This window comes from Marinobacter sp. LQ44, assembly GCF_001447155.2.
GTDB lineage: Bacteria > Pseudomonadota > Gammaproteobacteria > Pseudomonadales > Oleiphilaceae > Marinobacter.
This window is the reverse complement of the sequence record NZ_CP014754.1, coordinates 1,784,911-1,803,198: the sequence shown is the minus strand read 5'-3', so window position 1 is coordinate 1,803,198 and position 18,288 is coordinate 1,784,911. Positions and strand designations below refer to the sequence as shown.

Annotated in this window: 18 protein-coding genes and 1 pseudogene; 2 read left to right on the top strand and 17 right to left on the bottom strand. The window is 57.7% G+C overall.

Features of this window, described 5'->3' with window-relative positions; all coding sequences use genetic code 11:
* Nucleotides 1–102 precede the first annotated feature (102 nt).
* The 8 genes and pseudogenes from ASQ50_RS08455 to ASQ50_RS08420 all read right to left on the bottom strand — a co-directional run bounded on the left by ASQ50_RS08455 (nt 103) and on the right by ASQ50_RS08420 (nt 7,544).
* On the bottom strand, nt 103–1,119 hold the full coding sequence (locus ASQ50_RS08455; RefSeq protein ID WP_058092803.1) for a tyrosine-type recombinase/integrase: 1,017 nt from the start codon (nt 1,117–1,119) through the stop codon (nt 103–105).
* The gene (locus ASQ50_RS08450; protein WP_058092802.1) at nt 1,116–2,105 is read right to left on the bottom strand and encodes a tyrosine-type recombinase/integrase; all 990 of its coding nucleotides are present in this window, start codon (nt 2,103–2,105) and stop codon (nt 1,116–1,118) included. Before ASQ50_RS08450 ends, ASQ50_RS08455 begins: the two co-directional genes overlap by 4 nt.
* Complete coding sequence (locus ASQ50_RS08445) at nt 2,102–3,364, bottom strand: site-specific integrase (protein WP_068351350.1); 1,263 nt, start codon at nt 3,362–3,364, stop codon at nt 2,102–2,104. Before ASQ50_RS08445 ends, ASQ50_RS08450 begins: the two co-directional genes overlap by 4 nt.
* A gap of 165 nt (nt 3,365–3,529) precedes the next feature.
* Nucleotides 3,530–4,171, bottom strand: a pseudogene (gene istA / locus ASQ50_RS08440) (IS21 family transposase); the annotation flags it as partial.
* A 295-nt stretch (nt 4,172–4,466) separates the two neighbouring features.
* Nucleotides 4,467–5,210, bottom strand: a complete 744-nt coding sequence (locus tag ASQ50_RS08435) for a copper resistance D family protein (RefSeq protein ID WP_197492726.1) — start codon at nt 5,208–5,210, stop codon at nt 4,467–4,469.
* A gap of 165 nt (nt 5,211–5,375) precedes the next feature.
* On the bottom strand, nt 5,376–5,747 hold the full coding sequence (locus ASQ50_RS08430; protein WP_058092417.1) for a copper resistance protein CopC: 372 nt from the start codon (nt 5,745–5,747) through the stop codon (nt 5,376–5,378).
* A 38-nt stretch (nt 5,748–5,785) separates the two neighbouring features.
* Nucleotides 5,786–6,067 (bottom strand): hypothetical protein, encoded by a 282-nt coding sequence (locus ASQ50_RS08425; protein ID WP_058092418.1) that lies wholly within the window; start codon nt 6,065–6,067, stop codon nt 5,786–5,788.
* A 115-nt stretch (nt 6,068–6,182) separates the two neighbouring features.
* Nucleotides 6,183–7,544: an IS1380 family transposase gene (locus ASQ50_RS08420; protein ID WP_058092419.1), complete on the bottom strand. Its 1,362-nt coding sequence runs from the start codon at nt 7,542–7,544 to the stop codon at nt 6,183–6,185.
* 231 nt (nt 7,545–7,775) lie between these two features.
* Between ASQ50_RS08420 and ASQ50_RS08415 the strand changes: the two genes are divergently transcribed.
* Complete coding sequence (locus tag ASQ50_RS08415; RefSeq protein WP_082888459.1) at nt 7,776–8,792, top strand: porin; 1,017 nt, start codon at nt 7,776–7,778, stop codon at nt 8,790–8,792.
* A 58-nt stretch (nt 8,793–8,850) separates the two neighbouring features.
* On the opposite strand, the gene ASQ50_RS08410 is transcribed toward ASQ50_RS08415, so the two are convergent.
* The 6 genes from ASQ50_RS08410 to ASQ50_RS21410 all read right to left on the bottom strand — a co-directional run bounded on the left by ASQ50_RS08410 (nt 8,851) and on the right by ASQ50_RS21410 (nt 15,140).
* Nucleotides 8,851–9,975, bottom strand: coding sequence for an NAD(P)/FAD-dependent oxidoreductase (locus ASQ50_RS08410; RefSeq protein ID WP_058092420.1), 1,125 nt, complete (start codon nt 9,973–9,975; stop codon nt 8,851–8,853).
* Nucleotides 9,975–11,288, bottom strand: coding sequence for an SAM-dependent methyltransferase (locus ASQ50_RS08405; protein WP_058092421.1), 1,314 nt, complete (start codon nt 11,286–11,288; stop codon nt 9,975–9,977). The genes ASQ50_RS08410 and ASQ50_RS08405 overlap by 1 nt, the downstream gene beginning before the upstream one ends.
* A 163-nt stretch (nt 11,289–11,451) precedes the next feature.
* Complete coding sequence (locus ASQ50_RS08400) at nt 11,452–12,750, bottom strand: TRAP transporter large permease (RefSeq protein WP_058092422.1); 1,299 nt, start codon at nt 12,748–12,750, stop codon at nt 11,452–11,454.
* Nucleotides 12,747–13,292: a TRAP transporter small permease subunit gene (locus ASQ50_RS08395; protein WP_058092423.1), complete on the bottom strand. Its 546-nt coding sequence runs from the start codon at nt 13,290–13,292 to the stop codon at nt 12,747–12,749. Before ASQ50_RS08395 ends, ASQ50_RS08400 begins: the two co-directional genes overlap by 4 nt.
* A gap of 99 nt (nt 13,293–13,391) precedes the next feature.
* Nucleotides 13,392–14,468, bottom strand: coding sequence for a TRAP transporter substrate-binding protein (locus ASQ50_RS08390; protein WP_058092424.1), 1,077 nt, complete (start codon nt 14,466–14,468; stop codon nt 13,392–13,394).
* A gap of 237 nt (nt 14,469–14,705) precedes the next feature.
* Nucleotides 14,706–15,140 (bottom strand): hypothetical protein, encoded by a 435-nt coding sequence (locus ASQ50_RS21410; RefSeq protein WP_058092425.1) that lies wholly within the window; start codon nt 15,138–15,140, stop codon nt 14,706–14,708.
* A 72-nt stretch (nt 15,141–15,212) separates the two neighbouring features.
* Between ASQ50_RS21410 and ASQ50_RS08380 the strand changes: the two genes are divergently transcribed.
* A complete protein-coding gene (locus ASQ50_RS08380) occupies nt 15,213–16,280 on the top strand; it encodes a beta-N-acetylglucosaminidase domain-containing protein (protein WP_058092426.1) in 1,068 nt (355 codons plus the stop codon).
* 7 nt (nt 16,281–16,287) lie between these two features.
* Here the strand turns inward: ASQ50_RS08380 and ASQ50_RS08375 are convergent, their stop codons facing one another.
* Genes ASQ50_RS08375 through ASQ50_RS08365 form a run of 3 tightly spaced genes read right to left on the bottom strand, consistent with a single transcriptional unit; the run spans nt 16,288 to nt 18,257 of the window.
* On the bottom strand, nt 16,288–16,995 hold the full coding sequence (locus ASQ50_RS08375; protein ID WP_058092427.1) for an SIMPL domain-containing protein: 708 nt from the start codon (nt 16,993–16,995) through the stop codon (nt 16,288–16,290).
* 29 nt (nt 16,996–17,024) lie between these two features.
* The gene (locus ASQ50_RS08370) at nt 17,025–18,044 is read right to left on the bottom strand and encodes a ChaN family lipoprotein (RefSeq protein ID WP_082888458.1); all 1,020 of its coding nucleotides are present in this window, start codon (nt 18,042–18,044) and stop codon (nt 17,025–17,027) included.
* A gap of 9 nt (nt 18,045–18,053) precedes the next feature.
* The gene (locus ASQ50_RS08365) at nt 18,054–18,257 is read right to left on the bottom strand and encodes a ribbon-helix-helix domain-containing protein (protein WP_227513283.1); all 204 of its coding nucleotides are present in this window, start codon (nt 18,255–18,257) and stop codon (nt 18,054–18,056) included.
* Nucleotides 18,258–18,288: the final 31 nt, after the last annotated feature.

Below are 18,288 nucleotides of genomic sequence, written 5' to 3'. Positions count from 1 at the left end.
CGGCACATAATCCGGATTATGTTCCCTATCCCATTATGTTTCGTTCACTTTGGAAGACCTTGAAACCATAGGGAGGCCCCCTTGCACTGGGGCACATAACGATCACAGGGATTCCAGCCATTGCAGCAGCTCGGAATTGGATCGCCATACTGGCTTTCGGTGGGACTCCGCCGGAGAATCCCAAATAGGCTCACAGGTGCGGAGCGCGTCCACTTTCATTCGGAGGGTGATCTCGGCGTATCGGTTGGTGGTCTCCAAACTGACGTGTCCAAGCCAGGCGCGGATGACGTTGACCTCGACACCTGCTTCAAGCAAATGCACGGCCGTCGTGTGGCGTAAGACATGGGGTGAGATGTGCCGCACTGTGCCATCTGCGCTTTTCTTCACCACCTTGACGGTATGACGCCGCACGATCTTGTAGATACCAAATCTGGTCAGCGGCGCACTGTTGCGGGCTAGGAAGACAGCGTCATTGGAGTGGCGTCGTTGCCGATTTTGCTCCAGTAAGTCCTGCATCAGACCCGCCGTTCGCGTCCACAAAGGACAGGTACGCCATTTGTCACCTTTACCATGCAGCCGTACTCGGGGCTCAGAACCGAGTTCCAGGTGCGTTGCGCGCAGATCCGCTACCTCCTGTACGCGTGCTCCGGTGTTATAAAGGAAGCGAAGCAAGGCTTGGTCGCGCAGAGCCTGAGGGTGGTCGGTGGGCAAGGCAGCGAACAGAGCATTAATCTCGTCGCGTTCGAGATACAGAGTCTCGCCCGGTTGCCAGCGTTTGACGGGAATGGAAGCAATTTGCTGTGCTTCCCCGAGCACGCAGGGCTCACGGCCGGCAAGATACTCGAAGAAGGTATGCAGCGCCGCCAGGCGCTGGTTTCGGGTTCTAACCCCATTACCACGTTCCTGTTCAAGGTGTTGCAAAAAATGGCGCACTCGCTCGCCAGTGAGATCAGCCAGTTCCAAGCGGGTGATCCGGCAATGCTTATCCTTTGCAGCGAATTGCAAGAACAGGCGCAGGCTCTCCTTATAACTTCGGATACTGGCCGGGCGCAGCCCCCGTTGGCATTTAAGGTGATCCTCTACGAAGGCAAAGACGAGACGCCCCAATTGATCCGTCATGATAGCTCCTCCTCTCTGCGGGGATCGGCGAATCGCTCGAACCGTTGGCTCGCCTCCCGGAGCAGTGCTTCGGTGATGGTCAGATACCAGGCAGTCGATGCCGGGTCGGCATGGCCCATGAAGGTTGATAGATGAAAGAGCCGTTGATTGGGATCCACGCCGGTGCGATACCAGCGGAGCAGAGTTGCGACCGCGAAGGAATGGCGCAGGCAGTGCAGATGAGGTTGGCGTACGCCAGGTGGCACGTACGGATCCATCTTCAGTATCAAGTGGTGAAATGTCTGACTGACCGTCTCAATACGCATTGGCTTGCGCTCTGGGAAAAAGCTGAAAGAAAATACCGGATCATCCGGCTGCCATGGCCCATACCGATCAACGCCAAACTGTAGATAGACAGCGATCTGTTGCGCCATGCGCGGGCCAAAGGGGACCAAACGCGTCTTGCCAAACTTGCTCTTGTCGATCACCAGAAGGCTGCGCTGGCAATCGACGTCGCGATACCGAAGATGCACAATCTCGCCGACACGCAGGCCCAAACCGTACATCAGCGAGAAGATTGTTCGGTAGACCATGCCACGACAGGGTGCCCGGGAATTGTCCGGAAGCTGTGACGCCAACGTCAGGATGTCTTCCACCTGAGCCGGTTCGAACAGGAAGGGTTTAAGCTGGGAAGTCACCGGCTGAGGGTGAGCACGAACCGGAGAATGCGCTAGCCGCTCCTGGGCCACCTGCCAGGCAAAAAAGCAGCGGAGCACCCCCAAGAGGTGGTTATAGCTGCGTGGGCGAGTGCGTGGCCGCGAAGCGAGAAAGGCCTCAATCAACGCCGGTTGCACTAACGCCGCATCACTCACCCGTTCCTCGACCAAAAAGCGATCGAATAATTGCAAGGCGAGCTCTTCAGTATCAAATTTTCGGCCCAGCGCGCGCTTGTAACTCAAGTAAGCCGAAAAATCCTTGCCCAGTACGCTGTGGAAGGAGGCGGTCATGGCAGCACCTCCTCGTGGCCCAGCGCCACCATGCGCAGGGTTTCCACGTCCACCTTGGTATAGATGCGGGTGGAACTTGGCGATGCATGACCAACGTAATCGCCGATGACCTTGAAGTTGAACTCGGCATCGACCAATCGCTGTACGCAAGTGTGGCGCAAGGTGTGCGAACCTGGGCGACGGACATTAATACCCGCTTTGCGCAGGTAGTGCGTCGCGCGGCTGGACACAGTAACCGCCGTCACAGGTCGGACGGGCGCCAGAACCCGGAAAAACAGCCTTCGCTCCTCGACGTGTGGGCGTGCATTTTTTAAGTAGTCGAGAATAGCTTCGCCTACCACTGAAGAGAGAGGGTACGCAGTGGTGTGTCCCGCCTTGCGCTGCGGCACCAACAGGCGTTCTCTCTTCCAGTCAATATTCTCCAGTGTCAATCCGGCCACCTCATGGCCGCGCAGTCCATACGTGACGAGCAAAAGTAGAATGGCATAGTCGCGCTTGCCCAGAGCACTGCGCCGATCAACAACATCTAGCATGCGCCGGACGTCGTCCCAGGAGATCGAACGCGGGAGATCGGCCAGCTGATACCGACGCGGGGACTCTACGGTAGCGCCGAGATCGCGATTGATCAGCTGCTCGCGGTACAGGTAGCGCAGGAAGACTCGCAAGGAGCTGCACAGCCCCGTCATAGAATGCGGGCTCAATCGGCGACCGCTCTCCACCACAAATGCACTGAGTATGGCTGGAGTGAGCTCGGACAAATGCAGCAGGTTGATTCGCGCCAGGTAGGCTTCCAGGTTATGCAGATAATGGCCATAGTGCCGGAGAGACAGCTCGCGCAGGCCCCGTTCTTCACGCAGATAAACAAAGAACCCCGGTGCCTGAACCAGGAAGGGATCTTGACTGGTCCGTCTCCGACCTGTTCCGCGGAAATCGGGCAACATCAGGGACAGCAATTGCTCGATCGGTGTACGAGCATCATTAGCCACCCATCGCTTTGCCTGGTATGCGTTCTTGGCGTGAACCTTTACCCAGTGCTTTACATAAGGCTCGACATGAGTCGGAAGCTCGCTCCACTGCGTGGCACCATGATCGCGAGCAAACTCGCCAAACTGCCTCAGGAGTGGGACTCGCCGCAAGATTACCCTGGGCCTGTATCCGTGCCCGGCTAACCACGCAACGTACTGCTCAATCGGTTCCGCGATCCAGGAAGCGCGGATCGCATCGATGGTATCGGGCTTAACGAAGTAATGTTCTAACATGACAATCTCCTTTCTGGATGTAGGAAAGGAAATCATGCGCCCAAACGGCATCTGTCGTTATGTGTCCTTTTACACGGGATCCTCCCTATGGATTCAAGGTCTTCCAAAGTGAACGGAACATAATGGGATAGGGAACATAAGCCGGATTATGTGTCCCGGCACATAATCCGGAATCACCATTTCCGGAACACCGCCGAAGTACTCGAAGGTGCGCACGTGACTCAGCAGCCAGTCCTGCAACCCCTGGCTCCAGGTGGCTTCGGCGTAGGTGTAATTGGAGGCACCTAGCACGGCGACGAACACCTGAGCCGTGCGGATTTCACCGGTTTTCGGGTTGATGATCGGTACGGTGGGGCCGCAGTAGTCAATAAAGCATTTTTCACCGGCCTTGTGGATCTGGCGCATGGAGCGCTTTTGCTGCTTCTGCCAGTGCCGGAAGCGGTCACAGTACTGTGAGTAGCTATAGCATCGATTGGGATATTGGGCCGTGTATTCCTCCCACAGCAACTGTTTGGTCACGCCTTTGCGTTTGAGTTCCTGATGGACTGTCGCCCAGTCCGGCTGCTGATAGCGGACGGACGAGGTGGGATCGGAGCCGGGATAGAACATGGCCGCCAGGCGGCCGTCGTCCAAGTCCTTTGGCAATGGCCAGGTGATTTCCAGGGTATCGGCCCGGGCCAGGAGCTTCTGGATGGCTCCGACACTGGTCTTGGTGCTGGCGCTGATCTGCCGGATCGAGAGCCCGGCGTCCAGCCTCAGGCGAAGCAATTCTCTGATTTTGCGCATTGGAATTCTCTTTGCTGCCATGACCCTGATCCCCAAAAAAAGGAACCAGAGTAGCAAACGGTTGAATAAACAATGCGTTAAGAAAGATTCTGGTTGAACGTGAACACCGATTCCGGGAACGTGAACACGGATTCCGGCATGGTGAACACCGATTCCGGAAAATCACCAGAAAGTGTTCATCTTCGACCGGAATGACTGTTCACGTTGAACCAGAATAGGTGTTCACGTTCGTCCGGAATGGGTGTTCACGATGGGCCGGAATATGCAAAAGCTAGTAAGCTGGGTTCTTAACTTCCCAAGGCAGTTGTCCTGTCGATCACCCATTCGGCGATGTCACCCTTGTCAGCACCGCCGTGATCAGCAGGATAACCGCGACCAGCACCATCTCCAGCGCAATACTTCGCTGTAACCGTCGTGGGGCTGTTGCGTCGCCGCTCTCAAAGGCCGGCACAAGCCGCCACTTGTTCGCGGCAGCAAATAACAGCAGCACCGCGACAATCAATACCTTGCCGATCAAGAACTGTCCGTATGCCGTGGTGAGTAGTGGCTTGAGACCGCCCGTTAGCAGCGTGGCCAAAGTAACACCCGCCAGTACCAACACGCCAACTCCGCCCATGGCGATTTTCCCGAAACGGGTCAGAATGTGGGCGGTATTGTCCTGGTTGTGACCCCGTCCTACTAAATGGAACAGCGGCCAAAGCGAGGCCACCCAAAATGCTGCCGCCATCAGGTGAACGCTCAGCAAACCAGCCAGAACGAGGCGTGGGGTGTTTACTGTATGCCCCACCTGCACGAATGCCAGCATCACCAATAAAACGCCTACTAGGCTCACGCTGTTGGCTGTTTTCGAGAGCGCTAAGTTATTAAGCTGAATCGCCTGAACCAGCAGCAAGCCAGCTACCGCCAGCATTAGCCGGCCCCCGGACGCACCCTCAAACACGATTCCGAGCAGCATTGGGTTGGTTGCAGCAGATATATTGCCGCCCCCAAGGTAACCAGCTTCTAAAGGCCACTGGAACAGAATCAGAATGACCCCCGCCCAGGCAGCAAAGACGCCCATGCGGGCGACGCGCCTCCGGTCGTGATCAGGGAGTCGGGGAAACGCTAGACGAAACAACACGGCCCCCGTCGCGACTAGGGCACTAAGGTAAACCCCAGCCGCCACGAGAATCATCGCGACGGTCCAGACATCGAGGCTATTTACGGAGAACCACCAGGCCACGGGTCAGGGCTCGACCGAGAAGTTAAAACCGTCAGACATCATGTGCCCGTCATCCGATAGGCCACGCCAGCGCACCTGGTAATCCCCAGCCGAAAGAGTGTCACTGGGCTTTACGAAGTAGCGATCGACCTGTTCACTGCCTGGCAGACCATCAAGAGGAACGGGGCCGTCCGGGCCTTTCACTTCAAACTGGGTGATGCGCATCAAGCCACCAAACTCGATGCCAATCTCTGCTGGGGAATCCTGAATGGTGACGCCATCCCTCGGTAAAGTGTTTGCGAGGCCTTCATGGGCCAGTGCCGGGATTGCTAGCGACATCAACAGCGTTGCTAAGGAAGCGTGAATGATAGGGAGCGAACTCTTCTTCTTTTGCATACCGTATCCTTATGTTTTTCAGGGTTGAATGGATATTGTTACTTCATCGCGGAGGCGCTAAAACTGATTCGGTTGAGCCTTCTTACATCGTTCATTTTCCCTGTTTGGCGAACAAGGCGCATGGCGTCGTATGAATCTTCAAAGACATGAGTAGGTGTTATAGCGTGCCAACCTGAAGCAGGGCTGAAAATGTCGGAAAAAATAACCTGAATCCGTGATGCCGCAGCCGACATTCCCCCTATCATCGTCTGCGTGAGATTTTTGAGAATTTGACTCGAATATCGTGGAGGTGCGAGCCCGATGTCGTCGGAAATGCCCACGTCGATCGGTCCTGATCACCCGGTTTTCTCCGCTTACGCCCCTGCCGCGCACGGCCAACCTGGCGACCGGCGATCGCCCGTCGCGCACTGTCTGGGGATGCTCTCTGGCAGACAGTCAGCATGGCGACCCTCGTGGGTAACGCAGCCGGCTCCGCAGGGTGTTCAACACCGTCATGCGCCCGATGTCCTGCCCGAAGTCGAGGATGATTTGCCGCGCCTTGTGAATCACGAGAGCCGCACGATGCACCAATTCCTGCAACACCGTCCGCAGCCGGCGCCGCTTGGCGGGATGGCGGACCGGGCTTAGCTCGCCGGTCATGCCCAGTTGCCCCATCAATCGCAGGATGTTGTAGGCCAGTTGGGCGAGATGCAGGATCAGATCGTTGGTGGCGAACTTGCCCGACGGTAGCCGCTCCAGGTCAAGATCGGTCTTGATCTCGCTATGGAACTGCTCGTGGGTGGCATGCGCCTGATAGCGCTTGATCACCGCCTCCGGCGCCTCGTCCAGGCTGGTCCACCAGCCTTCCAACTCAACCTCTGGTTCGAGCAGCAACTGGCCATCGTGATCGGCGGTGCGCTCCACCAGGCGCATCACGCGCTTGACGACGTATTCGATCTTGTTGTCGTCGTGGATCGAGACCGTCTGCGTCCACAGCGCCTGGCGTTTGCCAGGGCGCAGCTCTTCCCAGTAGTCCGCCGCCACGGCCAGCCAGGTGTCCTGATCGGCCGTGGCCGAGCCACGCGGGTTCCATTTGACGAGGTAGTCCAGCCGGCGGCCCTCCTCGGCAAAGGCCTGCCGCTGCTGTTCGAGAAGCGCCAGGTGCGCCTGGCTGTCGAAGCCGCTGTCCTCACGCAGCAGGATCGGTCGCTCGGTCAGGCCTTGGGCGCGGGGCAGCACCCGCTCCAGGAAGGCGTTGCTCTCCTTCATGGTGTGCTGCTTGCCGGGACGCAGTTCCAGGCCCAAGCACCACCCTTCGTTGCCCAGATACGCGGCGATCGGGGTGTAGCCGTCGACCTTCTGGTAGGTCCGCGAGACGCCTTCCTTCTTCGAGTTGCTGTTGTCCATGACGAAGGTGTCGATGTCCAGGCAGACGTGCGTCGTCTCGGCGGTGATCGGTGCCTCGACCAGTGACAGCAGGGTCGTGGACCAGATGGCGGTGCGCGCCTGCAGGTTGTTGGCGGCGAGTTTCTCAAGCCGCTGTCGCAGCGTCGCCGTGCTCGGCACCTTCTGCAGGGTCAGCAGTTGTTGGAAGGGCTTGTCGCGGCGGAAGTTTTCGATGGCGTCATAGTCGCTCATGCCCAGACACAGCAGGCCCAGGTAGCTCTTGACCACGTCGCTGGTGCGCATGCCCAGCGTGGTGGGGAAGCGGCCGTCGATGCTGTCGACGCCGGCGATCTCGAGGCACTGCCCGATGATCGACAACCCGGAATGGCTGGTGAGGGTGCGGCGACTGGCGCGGAACTTGACGTTGGGCATGGCACTGTCTGGGTGAATGGCGATATCCGCTATATTGCCATGCAGGTCAGTGGGTTAGAAGCGCTTCAGGGGGCCAGTCTCACGGATTCAGGAATAACTTATGAGTACATTTAGATATCGGTATTGGCACCTTTTTACTTTTGGGCTACTTATAGTTGTAGGCTTATATCGGAAGCAAACTTCGCCTTCTGCCATTTTTATTGGTTAAGGCGATGTCTCGATTGGCAACAGATGAGAGGAAATAAAAAGCAATTGCTGGCACTGGCTATCGGTTCCATGGTTGTCGCGCCGTCTGTGGCGATGGCTGACAAGGGCCCGACTGTTTACGGTAAAGTGAACGTTTCTTATGAGCATCAGGACAATGGCGCTGAGGATCAGTGGGAACTGGAAAGCAACGCATCACGCCTTGGTGTGAAGGGCGAGCTGGATCTGGACATTAACGATGTGGTCGCTATTTACCAAGCTGAATATCAGATCAGTGTTGATGAGGGTAGCGGTCCCTTCAGCCAGCGCAATATCTTCGGTGGTTTCAAGCACAGCCAGCTGGGTATGCTGAAAGCGGGTAAATTCGATACCCCTTTCAAGGTTTCTCAGGGCAAGATTGACCAGTTTGGTGACCTGCGCGGTGACATCAACGAGATTGTGGGTGGTTCTGAGCGCGCCAACAACATCATCCAGTACTCTTCTCCCAAGATCGCTGATCTGGTCAGCTTGAACCTCGCCATGATTCCAGGTGAAGGCGATACCGTTGGCGCTGATCGCCGTGATGGCGTTGCAGATGGCTTTTCGACATCTGTTGTGTTCGATAACGGCATGCTCTACGCATCAGTGGGTTACGACTCTGAAATCGAAACCAACCTGTTTGATCTCGGTGACACCGATACTCTGGTCGACGCGCTGCACGTTGCTGCCAAGCTGAACATTGAGAACTTTGAGCTGGGCGCCCTGTTCCAGCAGTCTGAAAACTCGGATTCAGCGTTTGACGGTGGGGATTTTGAAGACACCACGTATATTCTGAGCGCCGCCGTTAAACTGGATCGCTGGAAGCTGAAAGCCCAGTATGGCATGACCGATATGGATGCTTCTGATGACGATCTGACCCTTATGGCCGTCGGCGCCGATTACAAGGTTGGCAAGAGCAGCAAGATGTTCGGTTACTTTGCCAAGGTTGAAGCGGACAAGAACACCGGCCTGGCTACTGACGACACCACTTTCGGTATCGGTTTCGAGCACAACTTCTCCATGTAGTACCCAGTTCATGTAGCGTCACTTTGCCGGGCCCCGCAAGGGCCCGGCTTTTTGCGTCTCAGCCCGTGGCTCTCAGCGTTGGAACATCCTGGTGCAGGAACCATTTCTCCGTCACTACCTTTCGGGTAAACCAGTGCGAACGCATCAACGTGCTGGCGACGGGCTGCTTCAGCCATTCCGGCAGTTGCCAGCCAGCTGCCTGCTCACTGGCACGGTTGCCAAAGCGTTCCGCAATGCGCTCACCGTAGCGCTGTAGCGCGGCGGCAGAAAAATCTGTGGCGTTAAGAATCACCTCGGCCGCCATCAAGGCGGATTCAATGGCAGGGCGGATACCCTCACCGCTCTGGGTGTAAGCCAGGCCCGCTGCATCTCCGATCAGCAATACGCCGTCGTCTACCAGTGGCCGATCGGCATGGGAGTACAACAGGTAGGCATGGCCTTTGAATCGCCCCGGCAGGTCTGCGGGGATTCGCCCGTCGTGCTTCATATCGTCTACGAATGCCTCCAGGTGATCCGTTAGCCGGTGGTTGTCTTCCCGCCCCAGGCCAATGTTCAGGAAATTACCTTTACGGAATACCCAGGCATAACCCTTGAGATCCCTGCAGAACCAGAGCTCCGGGGCATCCCCCCGGGCTTCACAGGCATCGGCCTGTTCCTGTGTCATCTCAAACTCCACTTCCTTGGCGGCGACTACCGTTTCGTGTTTGCCCGGGCCGTTGCCCAGCAGTCTGGCAACCGGGCAGAAGTGCCCCCCGGCGCCGATCAGAAGCGGGGCCTGCCACTGCTCGTTGATCACCCAGTTGCCATTGTTCCGGACGATGGATTTGACCGGTGTCGCCAGTTGTTTCGGAGCGTTCACACGGTCGAGCAGAAAAGCGTCGAATTCACAGCGGCGTATGCCATAACTAACAATGCTATGGTGGTCATTCTCGACGGCAGGCTGCCCCATCATGCCGATGCGGAAACGACGAATGGGCTGAAGGGTTCGGCCATTGGCGTAATCCGTTTGGTCGATTTCAAGGCTTTCCATAACGGCAGGCGTTACCCAGCCGGCGCAGGTTTTGTCCCGGGGGAAGCTGGCTTTGTCGATGACCAGCACATTCTTCCCGGCCTCCTCCAAACTGCGTGCCAGGGTGGAACCGGCGGGGCCGGCACCTACGATAATCGCGTCGTAGTATTCCATCAGCTGCCCTCCGGTGTTGCTGGGAAGGCATACAGGTCCTGCCGGCTCTGGGGCAACTGATTGTTATCACCATGGGTGAACACCACCTGGAACAGCTGCAGCGACCCGGCCCGGAATGCCGCAATCGAGCCCGCCAGATAAAGCCGCCAGGCCCGGGTGAAGTGTTCGTCGTACATCTCGGTAACGCGCTCGGCATTGGCCTCGAAGCGCTCCGCCCAGTGGCTCAGGGTCTGGGCATAGTGCAGCCGCAGGTTCTCCACATCCAGCACCGAGAAGTCGCCGTGCTCACAGATTTCCATAAACTCGCCGATACTGGGAGGGTAGGCGCCGGGAAAGATCCGCTTCTCTATCCAGGCATTCATCAGCATGGGCCGGTTGCGCCCGATACTGTGGAGCAGAGCTATGCCGTTGGGGTTCAGGCTGCGCTTGATCAGCTCCGACAGGGCTCGGTAGTTTTCCTTGCCAACGTGCTCCAGCATGCCAACCGAGACGAATGCGTCGTACTGGCCGGTGATGTTGCGGTAGTCGTCCTCCACATAGGTAATAAGACCATCGAGCCCTTGGCGTTCAGATTCGGCCTGGGCGTATGCCAGTTGTTCACGGGATATGTTGTAGGAGTGAACTTTCACGCCGTAGTTGCGCGCCATATAACGGGCCAGGCCGCCCCAGCCACAGCCGGCTTCCACCACCGTCATGCCGGGCGTCAGGCGCAGCTTTCGGCACACATGCTCCAGTTTGGCCAGTTGTGCCTGCTCCAGTGTGTTACCGGGGTGCTCGTAATAGGCACAGGTGTACTGCATTTCTGCGTTGTCCAGCCAGAGTTGGTAAAACTCGTTGCCCAGGTCGTAGTGGTGATGAATGTTTTCCTTGGCCTCGGAAATGCCGGTTGCCCTGGGGTTATGATTCCGCCACAGCGCGTCCAGCCATTTTGGCCATTTCTGCCGGGCGGCGTGGACTGATCGGTAAAGGCTTTCCATCAGATCAGGCAGGTCTCCATCGATCTCCAGGCGGCCAGCGCTGTACAGATCGCCGAAGGCGAGGTTGGGGTTGGCAACCAGGGAGTAGAGTGCCTTGTGATCCTTCAGGTGCAGGGTGAAGTCGGCCGGCCCTTGCTCTGGCTCGATGACCTCGCCATTCCATAGCTGGAAGCGTATGGCGGGTGAGCCGGCCATTCGCATCAACTTGGCGATCAGCCAGCGTTCATAGCTGTGTGGTTCCCGATCAGCCTGACTGTTTTCCAATGGCAGGCTAAGAACATGCGCTTTGGTGTTGCTGTCAGAATAGTCCGTCTTTGGAGCTGTGCCCTGTGCCATGAAACTTCTCTCCCTTCGCGTTAATTCTCCGGCGTTTTCCCGAATGCATCACTGAGAGTCGCGTTTCTTGCTTAGTATAGAAAATGATCAGGGTTTGTCAGGTTTGGGTGCAAAAAGGACAGGAGGCAGGGGCGGGTTGCTTACCCGACCCTGCCTGAAAAGGTCAGTAAGTGGAGCTCATGCCGAACCATTCCGGGAAGATGACGATCAGCGCCAGCACCAGAATCTGGATCAGTATGAATGGCACAATGCCTTTGTAGATATCGATCGTTCGGACATTCGGTGGTGCCACCCCCTTAAGGTAGAATAGTGAGAACCCGAAGGGTGGTGTCAGGAAACTGGTTTGCAGGTTCATGGCCACCAGAATGGCAAACCAGAGCATGTTAATGCCCAGGGCTTCGGCTACCGGCGCCAGGATGGGCACGATGATGAAGGAAATCTCCACGAAGTCGATGAAGAAACCAAGAATCAGGATGACCAGCATGGCCAGAATGATGAAGCCCCACTGCTCGCCCGGCAGCATTAGCAGCCATTCCTCCAGCAGATAGTCGCCGCCGGTGTAACTGAACACCATGGAGAAGGCCGTGGCTCCAATCAGAATGGCGAAGACCATCGCAGTAACGCTGACCGTGTCCTTCGCCGCATCCCAGACCATCTTGAACGAGAACTGACGGTAGATCAGCGCCAGTACCACCGCGCCGATACCGCCCAGCGCGGAGGATTCGGTGGGGGTGGCAATGCCGGTGAAGATGGAACCAAGCACCACGATGATCAATGCCAGTGGCGGAATGATGGCCAGCAGGGCATCCCGGATTTCCTTACCCCGGCTTACGCCGTCATCATCCTTGGGCATTGCAGGTGCGGTCTGCGGCTTTAACCGGGTAAGGATAAGTATGTAAACGATGTACAGGCCGATAAGAAGCACGCCAGGTCCCACGGCAGCCCGGAACAGGTCGCCAACCGGCAGCCCAAGTACATCACCCAGAATGATCAGAATGATGGAGGGGGGAACTATCTGGCCCAGAGTGCCAGAAGCGCAAATGGTGCCGGTTGCCAGCCGTTTGTCGTATTTGTGCGCGAGCATGACCGGGAGTGATATCAGGCCCATGGCCACGACGCTGGCGCCAACCACGCCGGTCGAAGCGGCCAGCAGCGCGCCCACAAGAATGGTGGAAATAGCCAAGCCACCCGGCAAACCGCCAAACAGACGACCCATGGAGGTGAGCAGTTGCTCAGCCAATTTGGTGCGTTGCAGTACTACCCCCATAAATATGAACAAGGGCACCGCCATCAGTACCGTATTCTGCATCACACTCATGATGCGGTACGGCATGAAGGCAAACAGGTCCATGCCCTCGGCATAGATGCCGAACACCAGGGCCACACCACCAAACGTAAAGGCCACGGGGAAACCGAACATCAGCATGATCAGGGCCACGCCGAACATAATCATGCCGATCATGCCAGGCCCCCCGCGCTATGCTCGCCCACGTATTCTTTCTCGCCCGACAGTACCCGGATGGCGTAGGTCACCATATTCAGGCCGGCGGTGGCCATGAATACAGCACTCAGTGGTATCACCGCTTTGATCACCCAGCGGTGGGGCAGCCCGCCCGGGTCACCACTGCCTTCGCCCATCTGGTACGCGTCGACGGCGAAGCTGTAACCGTAGGTGCCGATCAGATAAGCAAAGGGAATGACAAAAATCAGGGCGCCGAGAATGTTTACCCAGGCTTTGGTCTTGTTACTCCAGCGGGTATAGAACACGTCCACCCGAACGTGGCCGTCTGTGCGCAGTGCGTAAGGAATTCCCAGCAGGAAAACCACGGAGTAAAGGTGCCATTCCATTTCCTGCATGGCGATGGACACATCGTTGAAGACGTAACGGGACACCACGTCGTAAAACACGTTCACGGCCATCAGGATCATGGCCAGGCAGGCAATCACGCCGCACAGTTTCGAGAGCCATGCCAGGCTCTTGTCGAGTTTGATTATCCAGTGCATGGAACTTCTTCCTCCGCAAAGCGGATGCGTGTCTGTGAAACGAAAAAACCGGGATCACTGCGTTGAGCGATCCCGGCTCTGTTACTTCTGAACCTCAGTTTACTCGACTTCGGCCATGGTATTCAGGTACGCCCGTTCAGAAATGTCTGTGTAGGCCCGGCTCTGGCGCAGGTAGTTCTCCTGGGATTCAACAATCCGTGCAGACAGGTCGTTGCGCTCGGCAGCTTCCTTCAGCAGCTTCTTGTTGGCATCGTACATGGCCTGGAAGATGTCTTCCGGGAACTGCTTGATCTGAACGTTCGGATACTGCTCTTTGATGTTGGCCCAGGCTTCGGCGTTGGCGTGCTGGGAGTGAACCAGCATGTCGTAGGACGCGGTGCGCATGGCAACTCGCATGATCTCCTGCAGATCCGCCGGCAGGCGATCCCACACGCGCTTGTTCACCAGGAACTGCAGTTCCGTGGCGGGCTCGTGCCAGCCGGTATAGTAGTAATCGGCGATCTGCTGGAAGCCAAGACGCAGATCCAGTGCCGGGCCTACCCACTCAACGGCGTCGATGGTGTTACGCTCAAGGGCTGTATACAGCTCGCCCGGGGCAATGTTGGTGGGGTTAACGCCAACCTCCGCAAACACCTCACCAGCGAAGCCCGGAATGCGCATTTTCAGGCCTTTCAGGTCGTCCAGGGATTTGATTTCCTTGCGGAACCAGCCGCCCATCTGAACGCCGGTGTTACCGCCGGGGAACGACAGCATGTTGTGGGGCTCATACACTTCCTGCATCAGTTCCATGCCACCGCCGTGATAGAACCAGGCATACTGCTCCATGGCATTCATGCCAAAAGGCATGCTGGTGAAAAACAGGGTTTCCGGTACTTTCCCCTTCCAGTAATAGGATGCCGAATGGCCCAGGTCATACTGGCCGGCCTTGACCATGTCAAACACGCCCAGCGGCGCTTTGTGCTTGTTGGCGGAATCAATACGGACGGTCAGCCTGCCGTTGGACATTTTTTCAACGGTTTCAGCAAAGCGTTTGGTGGTGTCGCCAAAAATCGGGAAGTTAGGGCCCCAGGTTTCGGCCATTTTGAGGGTGAATTTGTCTTGTGCGAGCGCCTGAGTGGCGGCAAAGGTAGTTGCCACAGCCAGCACAGCCGCGGAAAGAACAGAACGGATCTTCATTGCTCTTCTATCCTCTGGTTTTATTGTATTTGTCGTTTTCGATGGACCCGGTTCCCGGTAGGACACCACCGTCCAGACAGTCTAGTTCAGATTAGCAACTACCGCAGTCGTTCTACCGCAAAAAATAGGCTTTGTACGACATAGGTCTAAGGTCGTCGGGTGTTGAGAAGCTCGCACATCCTGCATGCGGCCGATCTGGCTGGCCATGCGCATGGCCTCGTGTTCCTCAAAACCTTTTTATTTCCTGCTATCAGCCCCGTCCTGATTGCTCTTGAGGGCGCTCCGCCCTAATGACCGTGCCTGCTGTCGGCGTCGGCCGTTTGGCGCGCCATTGTCGGTAATAAGCCAGGGCTGGCTTCTCGATGCCGTAGTGCAGGACAGCGGCCAGGGCAATCGCCACAGCCAGTGCCCACCGTAGCGCCCGAAATCCAGGAAGCCGGGGCTGCTGAAAGAGTGGTCATACAGCCGGTCGTAATAGGGCAGGTAATGGAACAGGACAACGCCCAGAGCTGCAAGGCCACGCAGTGCGTCCAGGGCAGTCAGGCGATTTCGGGCATCAGGCATGATCAGCCGGGTTCCGTTGTGAGCGAGCCAGCAGTTTAGCCTGCCGGCTGTCGGGCGCCTATCGTTGGAGTATACGATTGCCTTGCCGGGCACTGACGTTTCGTTCATGGTTATTCGCCCGATCCGGAGTACACTTGAGGATACGATGAGTGAATGCGGTAATCAGGGGGCGAACAGGTCATGACAGTTGAACTGGGTGTTATCGAAGGTTTCTATGGCCCAATGTGGAGTTGGGCAGAGCGGGGGCGACTGATGACCTCGCTGGCCGCACATGGTTACAGCTTCTACCTGTACGCCCCGAAGGCGGACTCCTACCTGCGCCGTCGCTGGCAGGAACCCCACCCGGCAGACCAGACGGCAGAGCTGGAATCCTTTGCCCGGTTGTGCCGCCGTGAGGGGGTACGTTTCGGGGTAGGCCTGAGCCCGTTCGAGATTTTCAACCGGTTTGATGACGCCGCCCGGGAAACGCTGACGGCCAAGCTCCGGATGCTAGACCGGGCGGGGATTCAGGAGCTGGCCATCCTGTTTGATGACATGCGCTCTGAAGTGCCGGAGCTGGCTCGAACCCAGGCCGAGATTGTCCGCTGGATTCGGGATAACACCAAGGCCACCACCATTAGCATGTGCCCCACCTACTATTCCGACGATCCGGTGCTCGACCGGGTATTTGGTGAGCGCCCCGCGGATTACCTGGAAACCCTGGGCGCGGAATTGCCAAAAGACGTGCGGGTGTTCTGGACCGGAGAGGAAGTCTGTTCCCGGGAGATTTCACCGGGTCACCTGAAGCGGGTGGGCGATCGCCTGGGCCGCAAACCGGTGCTGTGGGATAACTACCCGGTGAATGATGGCGACCGGATGTCCCGGCACCTGCACCTGCGGGCCTTTACCGGCCGCCCCGCGAACAATGCAGCACATCTGGCCGGCCACGCCATCAATCCGGCATTACAGCCGGCGTTGACGGCGATACCCGCGCTCACCCTCGCGGAATCGTACCGGCAGGGGCCGAACTATCAGTATGGCCAGGCGCTTCATCATGCCGCCCGGGAACTGTTGGGGGTAGACCTTGCCAATCAGCTTCAAACCGATCTGCTGGTGCTGCAGGATGCCGGGCTGGAGCGGATCAGTGACGAAAAGAGGCAGGCACTGATCCACACCTACGATGCTTTTGATCACCCGGCCGCCAACGAGATCCTGCGCTGGCTGGCCGGTGACTATCAGGTGACGGACGAGATGGTGCAAACCCAGTAGCCGGGTATTACTCCAGGTAATAGTCGACGGTGGACACCACCCGCACAGTTTTCACCGGCTGCTGTTGCTCAGAAATCCCCGGTGCCTGGTCCCGGGCCAGAATCTGGAACACCCCCTGATTGGCCCGGCGCAAACCGCCAACACTGGCGTTGGCATCCCGGGCGAACTGCTGGGCAGCTTCCCGCGCGGAGGCGGTGGCTTCGGCGATCATCGCCGGCTTGATGTCGTTCAGGCCACTGAACAGGTAAGTGGGGCCGCCGGGGCCGTAATCCGTCGTCAGAAGTACGCCGGAATCCACCAGTTCACTGACGTTCTGGGCCGCCTGGCGAATGCGGTCTATCTGGGTGCTGCGCACCATTAACGTCTGGTTGATGATGAACTTCTGTTCGCCCTCGCCCTGATAGGGGTTGGCGCGGGTGTCGGTGACATCCAGCCGTTGCAGCTCAACGGCATTTTTGTCGATCGCCTGTAACTCCAGAAACGCATAGATGGCTTCGCGGCTACTGCGTGCTCTTTCCTGGGCTTGTTCCAGGGTGTTACCCGTGGCTACAAAACGGATCGGCCAGAGTGCCAGATCGGCCTGCACCTCCCGCTCGGCCACGCCTTTGACGGTGACGTATCGGTCCGACGTTTTCAGGCCGGTGAGCCCTTCTTTCAACAACGATGCAGAGAGAATAAGGCTTATGCCCAGGATAATGGCAACAACAACTTTCATGGTTCAGTCCCTTGTGTGAATCAACGTGCCTATTCTGTGATGCACTGGATCTCTGGTCCACTGCTAAAACGTTCCCGCATGGCATTCTGCCGACGATCCGTGTCCCGGAATTCCGGTGGCAGGGGTTGGATCAGATACAGGTAATCGCCTTTGTCGAGGTTGCCGGCCAAAGGTGCCCGTCGTTCCTCGTCTGGCCAGAACACCGGGCTGATCACCGCCACGGAAAGCTCCGGCGCCTGTTGTTTGAGCAACGCCACGGTGCCCAGCCCCTGCTCACTGTGGAAGGTGCCTGTCAGGTGCACTATCTGGTGGTCCGGGTGTTGTTGATGGGCTTGCAGGATGCGCATGGCCATGGTGTTGTCGCGCAGTAGTTGGGCGTTGTAGGTGTTATCCATGCGCTCGGCCATGGAGGGATCGCCCTGGCCGTGGCTGCCGCTGATGGCCTCGACAAACTTTTCCCGGTAGGCGGGCGTGTCGCGGAAGGGCAGCTCAGGCAGCGTTTGCCGCTGGTCGGCGGGCAAGCGCTCGAGATAGCCCGGGCCGGTGCGGCCCACACAGCGGACCACATCGGCAGGGGCATTGGCGGCAACAACGGGAAGATCATGGCGCCGGGCAAATTCCACCAGCGGCCGGTAAGAAGCCCGGTAGTTGTCCCAGGCATTGGCGTCTTCGATCATTTCGGTTTCGCCGGTCATGCCCGCCAGATAACTGTCCAGCGCCGGCTGATAATCCAGGTTGAACTGCTCCAGGGTCAGCACCTGGCGCGGACGCTGTTGGTAAAGCCGTTGCTGTAACCGGGCCTGCAGAAGGTGTGAGGCCTGGTGGCCATGATATTCGCCAATCACCACCACATCGGTGCTGGCCAGTGCGCGGGCCAGACTGTCGATAGTGACTGGCTGGCTTGATTGGCTGTCGAACAGTACGCTGTCATAAAGAATTTGTGGTTGCGCGGGCTCTGTGCCGGACGGTTTGGGCAGCTGGGCACAACCGGTCGTCAGCGCCAGGCTGAACGCCAGCACAGGGGTACGAAAGCGTTTGGGTGCGGCCATGGGCAATGCTCACTCAGGTTTGTCGGTGCGCCGTTCGCGCCAGTCTTCGCCCAGTCTCTGCTCGACGTATTCGCGGATAAACTGGCGGACTTTCTGTGACGGAGTGACATCCTCTGCTTTGCACAGTTTCTCGAAGGCGGCCTTTTTCTCGGGGTCGATCAGCAGTGTCAGTCGGGCGGTACGGTTTTCTTTGGGCATTGTCATGGTGCTCATTTATGTTAATCAGGTTAACATTGAATGTAAT